The 6,011-nt window shown below is 70.2% G+C and carries 3 protein-coding genes and 2 pseudogenes; 2 read left to right on the forward strand and 3 right to left on the reverse strand.

What is annotated here, in order from left to right; genetic code table 11:
* Both AB0G14_RS34365 and AB0G14_RS34370 read left to right on the forward strand, forming a co-directional pair.
* Positions 1–1,938, forward strand: a pseudogene (locus AB0G14_RS34365) (hypothetical protein); the annotation flags it as partial.
* Positions 1,935–3,017 (forward strand): DUF4132 domain-containing protein, encoded by a 1,083-nt coding sequence (locus AB0G14_RS34370; protein WP_357704755.1) that lies wholly within the window; start codon positions 1,935–1,937, stop codon positions 3,015–3,017. The pseudogene AB0G14_RS34365 and the gene AB0G14_RS34370, both read left to right, overlap by 4 nt.
* 335 nt (positions 3,018–3,352) lie before the next feature.
* Here AB0G14_RS34370 and AB0G14_RS34375 read toward each other — a convergent pair.
* The 3 genes and pseudogenes from AB0G14_RS34375 to AB0G14_RS34385 all read right to left on the reverse strand — a co-directional run.
* Positions 3,353–4,116, reverse strand: a pseudogene (locus tag AB0G14_RS34375) (CPBP family intramembrane glutamic endopeptidase).
* A gap of 140 nt (positions 4,117–4,256) precedes the next feature.
* A complete protein-coding gene (locus AB0G14_RS34380; RefSeq protein ID WP_357704757.1) occupies positions 4,257–4,691 on the reverse strand; it encodes a hypothetical protein in 435 nt (144 codons plus the stop codon).
* A 389-nt stretch (positions 4,692–5,080) separates the two neighbouring features.
* Positions 5,081–6,011: ABC transporter permease (locus tag AB0G14_RS34385; RefSeq protein ID WP_357704759.1), on the reverse strand; the 931-nt coding region annotated here is incomplete at its 5' end.

The following is a 6,011-nucleotide window of genomic DNA, read 5'->3' on the forward strand; positions in this document are numbered from 1 at the left end:
CTCGCCGACGGATGGATCGCGGCCCACGGGTTGACGTTCGCGACACGGGGCGTCGCGGAGGCCGCCGGTCTGGACGTCAGAGGGCAGAGATACAAGATTCCCGGTAACCTGCGCCGGGTGACGCCGGCAGACGTCGGTGGCCGGTGGAGTTTCGATCCGTGGCTGCCGCTGGCGGAGCGGGTACGGGCCCGACTTGCCGTCGCCGACGACGCCGACTACGAGGAGGCTCGGCAAGCGCTTGCGGAATATCGCTCGACGGTGCAGCGCACGATCACCACATATCTGATGCCGACCGACTCGGAGTGGGTCGAGGAGGACTGTGGTGCCGATCTGCGTCGCATCGAGTTGGTCGGGTTCGCGGTCTCGACGCCTGAACTGTGGGATCGGTTGGTCCGGAAGATCGATGCGTCCGATCTAAAGCTGCGGAGTGGACTGCTGGCCACGCTCCTCGATGGGGTCGGGGCGGCGGTGGCGCCGCGCCTGATCGAGTTGCTGAACAACCGGAACGCGTACACCGCCGAGCGGCGGGCGGTGATCGGTGGTCTGGCGTTGATCCCGACCGACGAAGCGTTCGGCGCGTTGGTGCAGCATGCGGACGACGAGCTGGCCATGGCCGGGCTCAGCGAGGCTATGCAGCGATTCCCGGTGCGGGCGCTGCGTCTGCTAGGGATGAGGGCTGGCGACCCGGACGGGAAGCGGGGGCCGGCGGCCGAGTTGTTGCGCCGGCATGCGACGGCGAACCCGGAGGTGGCGGGTGCGGTGCTGCCGTCGTTGCCGGAGGTGGCCCGGCGGCAGGTGGAGTCGATTCTGGCGTCGTTGTCGACGGTGCCGCAGGCACCGGCGCGGTTGTTGCACCCGTTGTTGGCAACGCCGCCGTGGACGCGTGCGTGGGCGGTGGCCGAGCCGGTGGTGGTGAAGGGGCTGACTCCGCCGGACGTGCCGCGGTTGTGCTGGGCTGCCGGGGAGCGCGAGGCGTTGGTGCCGGAGTTCGAGGAGCCCGGACCGGAGGACGCCGCCGGCCTCGCACGCTGGGAGCAGGCGGCGGCGAAGCTGCGCGAGGGCGGAATGAGCCACGCCGCCGACGAGGAAAAGTTCTTCGTCAACGCACCGCGGTCGCTGGCGCTGGAGCTGTTGCCCGGTTGGCGTCCGACGAGCTTCTGGTCGCCGGGATGGACCCTGCCCCATCTGCTTGCCCGGTTCGGCGTGCACGCGTTGCCGGTCGTGGTCCAGCGCAACCGTCAACGGGGTTCGCTGGACATCTATGGCCCTCTGTTGCTGCCCGCCGAGGGGGCCGGGGTCGCCGCCCTGATGGCCGATTGGCTAGACCGGTTGAAGGCGGTGCGGTGGATCGCGGTGAGCTGGCTCCGGCGGCACCCGGAGGCAGCGGCGCATGATCTCATCCCGGCGGCGGTCGGTCCGGTCGCCGCGGAGCGTCGTGCGGCGGAGCAGGCGCTGCGGGTGCTGGTAGCGGCTGGTCACGCCGGCTTGGTACGGGCAGCTGCCGCTGATTACGGCGCTGCCGCGGCGTCCGCGGTGGAGCTGTTGTTGTCGGTCGGTCCGGCGGAGGCCGTGCCGGCACGGCTGCCAGATCTTCCTCCATGGATTGAGGATGCCGGTTCGCTGACGCCGGTGCTGTTGCGCGATCGCCGTCATGCGTTGCCGTCCGAGGCGGTGCGACATCTGTGCACGATGCTGGCGTTGTCGCGCCTGGGTCTGCCGTACCCGGGTTTGGCCGCGGTGCGGGAGACGCTGGATCCGGTTGCGTTGGCGGAGTTCGGCTGGTCTCTGTTCAAGGCCTGGGAGTCGGCGGGGTTCCCGCCGAAGCAGAGCTGGGTGCTGGAGGCGTTGGCGTTGATGGGCGACGACGACACCGTGCGCCGCGGCTCAGCCCGGTCGTCCGGGCCTGGCCGGGCGCGGGCGGTCACGCGCGTGCCATGACCGGGCTCGACGTGCTCTACGCGATCGGCTCCGAGATGGCGCTCATCCACCTCCACGCCATCTCGCGGAATGTGAAGTTCGAAGCGCTGAAGTACGGCGCGGACAGCCGGGTCCGGGCGGTCGCCGCGGAGCTGGGATTGACCTCCGACCAGCTGGCCGATCGGCTCGTTCCCGATTTCGGGCTAGACGATCAGAACACTCTCACACTGGACTATGGTCCGCGTCGTTTCGTGGTGAGTTTCGACGAGCAGCTCAAGCCGTTGGTGATGGATGAGGACGGCAGGAGGCGCAAGGAGTTGCCCAAACCGGGTGCCAACGACGACGAGGCGCTCGCGACGGCGGCGTACCAGAGGTTCGCCGGGTTAAAGAAGGACCTGCGTTCCGTGGCGACGGATCAGATTCGCCGGTTGGAGGAGGCGATGGTGATCCGGCGGCGGTGGACCGGTGCGGAGTTCCGGCGGCTGCTGGTCGGGCATCCGTTGATGCAGCACCTGGTACGGCGTCTGGTGTGGGTGACCGTCAGCGCGGACGGGGCGGCGGGCACGGCGTTCCGGGTGACCGACGACGGCAGCATGGCCGACGTCGACGACAAGGCGTTCGCGGTGGGCGACGACGACGTGGTCGGTGTCGCCCATCCCTTGGACCTGGAGGCCGACCTGTCCGCGTGGATGGCGTTGCTCACCGACTATGAGATTCTTCAGCCGTTCCCGCAGCTCCATCGGCCGGTGTGGCGGCCGACCGCGGAACAGGCCGCACAGCAGGGACTGCCCGAGTTCGTCGACGTCGACGTCCCGGTCGACCGGTTACTGAAACTGGAGCGTCGCGGGTGGTGGAGGCGGAGCGTGCCGATGGACGCCGGAATCCAGACCACCATGGAGTGCGACCTCCCAGGTCCTGGAGGGATGTACTTCCCGCTCGACCCGGGGATCACGGTCAGCGATGTCTACGACCAGCCCGCGCAGTTCTTCCGCGACGCGCGACTCACCGGGGCGGACAACTTCGCCGCCCTCGATCCAGTGATCGTCTCGGAGCTGCTGTGCGACCTGCACTATCTGGTCAACGGCGGACTTCTGCGATGACCGACCGGCCGCCGGCCAACTCGGGTCCGATCCGGGCCCTCGTCGGTGAACTCCCCTGGTTGCCCGGCCTGCGCGGTTTCTTCCACGAGGGCGTGCAGGTCGCCGAAGGACGGCGTACGCGGATCGTCCGTCCCAGGTCGAGCAGATCGAGGCTCTTCAGGGCGATGACTGGGACGGTCAACGCGTCGTGGCGCCGGTCGGGCAAGTCGCCGAGCTGCGTGCCCTGCCGTCCCAGCCCTGGCACCATCGCGACAAGGCCGACCTCCAGCGCTAACGGAAGATCCCGGACCTGACCGGCCACTGCCGCCACAGGTCCGGGAGACTCCAGAGCTTGATCACTGGGTGACTGTAGCGGTCGCCGGGCCCGCCACCGTGCGGCGGCGCGGCACGATGTGGCCGCGGCGGCGGGCCAGCCACATCAAGACCACGGTGAGCACCACGCCGGCCAGCACCGCGTACAGGCTGCCCTCCGGGCCGAAGTCGCCGCCGGTCAGCGCGGCCGGGCCCGACGTCGTGGCCTCCAGGAGCCCCTTCGAGTCGCCGTTGCCGGAGACCACGACGCTGAAGATGCCGCCCGCGGCGAGTTCCAGCCGAAGTGCAGGCCGATCGGGACCCACAGGTTGCGGGTGGCGGCGTAACAGGCGGCCAGCATGAACCCGGCCTCGATGGCGATGGCGGTCGCGCCCCACAGGCTGGCGTCCGGGTTGGCCAAGTGCATCGCGCCGAACACCACGCCGGTCAGCACGAGGGCGATCCAGGTGCTCGTACGCTCCTCGACGATCCGGAACAGCACGCCCCGGAACAGCAGCTCCTCGGTCACGACGGCGGCCGCCATGAAGCCGAGCAGGCCGAGCGGGCCCGTCCCCGAGCCCCAACCTTCGACGTGGTAGCCGCCGAGGAAGGCGATGTTGGCGATGACGGCCGCGAAGATGGCGAACCCCATGAGCGTCCCGCAGGTCAGTTTCCCGCGCCACCCGGCGCCGGCCAGCTCGGTGGGCCCCCGCCGCTCGGTACGCCGCACCACCCACCGGTACACGACCACGGCGGGCACGGCGGTCGCGGCGCCGGCGACCAGGGTGAGGAGGACACTGTCCTGCACGGCGGCGACGGCCTGCCCGCCGACGAAGGCGACCGCGCCTCTGCGCTCTGAGAACGCGTGGACTTTCCCGACGACTTCCTGTGGGACAGCGTCACTTCGGCACACCAGGTCGCGAGCGGCAACACCAACGACTGGTGGGACTACGAACGCGACCCGCCTTGCTCGCGCGAGCGCCGTCCGGCGACGGCATCGACCACTTCCATCGGTACGCCGACGACTTCGAGCTCCTTGCGTCCCTGGGGCATAACACTAAGCGGCTCTCGGTCGAGTGTTCTCGCATCGAACTGGTGCTGTCCGGATTCGGCGCGGTCGTCGACGGGTGCATCATCCCGCGAGCATCGGTTCGCCGAGGGAGCCCCGCCGTGGTCGGCCGGCAAGCCGCTGACTGTCGGCACCTGCCGCGACGAGACGATGTTCCTCAGCCTCTTCAAGCCGCCGGACATCTTATCGACGAGGTTGGCCTGCTCAGCGGCACGTATCAGGGCCGAGCTGGACCGGATCATCGCCACGTTCCATCGGTCGCGGCCCGGTGTACCCCCGGCGCAGCTGTAATTCGCGATCATCACCTTGCCCATCTGCGTGATGGGATCAAAATCGCGGGGGCCAAGGCGGCGCGGCGCCGGGCGCCGGTGTTCATCTACCAGCTCGCCTGCCCAGACCCCACCGTGGTGCCGGGCACAGACTTCGGTGGCACGACCTACTACGCGTCGCGTCATCCGTCGACGACGGCCGCCTCGTCGGCCATGCACCTGGCGGTCACGGCGTGGACCTGGCCACCGTGGCGCAGAGTGCTCAGAGCGGGCCCTGTCGAGCTCTTCCTCCGGTCGAAGTGTGCCGTCGAGCCGGACTGGCGCCCCGAGGTCGTGGCGGCCGTCGACGCAAGCCACGAGATCACTGCACACAGACGAGCGGCATGTCGAGCCGCGCCGACCCCTACTGCCTGGGATAGCGCAGCGGGTCTGCGCTACTCGCGTGCCCCGGCCAGCCCGATCGGTGCGAGCCGGGTGGCAGCGAGGGTCGTCCACATGCTGGTCGCGCTGACAACCAGGAAGGCTGCCGGGACGGTCAGCCAGACGATGCCCCACGGGATCACCAGCGTGCCGGCGACTCCGCTGATGCCGATCAGGGTGGCCAGTGCCGCGAGCCAGCCCAGCAGCAGGCCGGTGACGGTGACAATCGCCGACTCGAGCAGGGCGCTGGCGACCACCTGGCCGCGGCTGTAGCCGGTGAGCCGGGCGACGGCGAACTCGCGGCGGCGTTCCCCGGTGGCGATGACGACCGCGTTGATCACGCCGATCGCGGCGTAGATGGCCGCCATGCCCAGGACCACCTTCAACACGCCGGTGTTGAGGTTGTCCTGCGCACTGTCATTCTGCGCGATCCAGTCGTCGAGGGTGAGCACCGGCTGCGACAGTGTCCTGGCCACGGCCGCGGAGTCCGCCCCGGGCTGGAGCCGGACGACGGCCCGCGCCGGGCCGAGCGCGGCGCGCGGGACGATGTCTTGCGGCAGCAGGTATTCCGGGCCGCCGTTGAGGGTCGGCGGGAGTACCGCCGCCACGCGCGTCGTGAGGTCTCGGCCCCCGACGCGGATCCGCACGCTCGCGCCGAGCTGCCCGCCGGCCGCCGCGACGGTGAACCCGTGGAGGTCGCCGTACGAGCCGGCGAGCAGCGGCAGCCGGTGGGCCTGCTGGTAGGCGGCCGGGTCGACGGCGAGCGCTTCTACCTCGTTGGTGTCGGCGTCGGTGTCGCCGCCGTAGTGGGTGACGGTGGTGACCCGGATGTTCAGGGCGTACTCCGTCGAGGCGGCGGCGACCCCGGGAGTTCCGGGGGCGACGGGCCCGGCGGCCACCAGGTCACCGCGTAGGTCGGCGGCGAGCCGGTGGTGCGCCCCGGCG

This window comes from Micromonospora sp. NPDC023814, from assembly GCF_040639595.1.
Taxonomy (GTDB): Bacteria; Actinomycetota; Actinomycetes; order Mycobacteriales; family Micromonosporaceae; genus Micromonospora.

Coding starts and splice junctions, on each gene's coding strand:
- AB0G14_RS34370 (WP_357704755.1), top strand. CDS start 1,935: ATGACCGGGCTCGACGTGCTCTACGCGATCGGCTCCGAGATGGCGCTC.
- AB0G14_RS34380 (WP_357704757.1), bottom strand. CDS start 4,691: ATGGGCAAGGTGATGATCGCGAATTACAGCTGCGCCGGGGGTACACCG.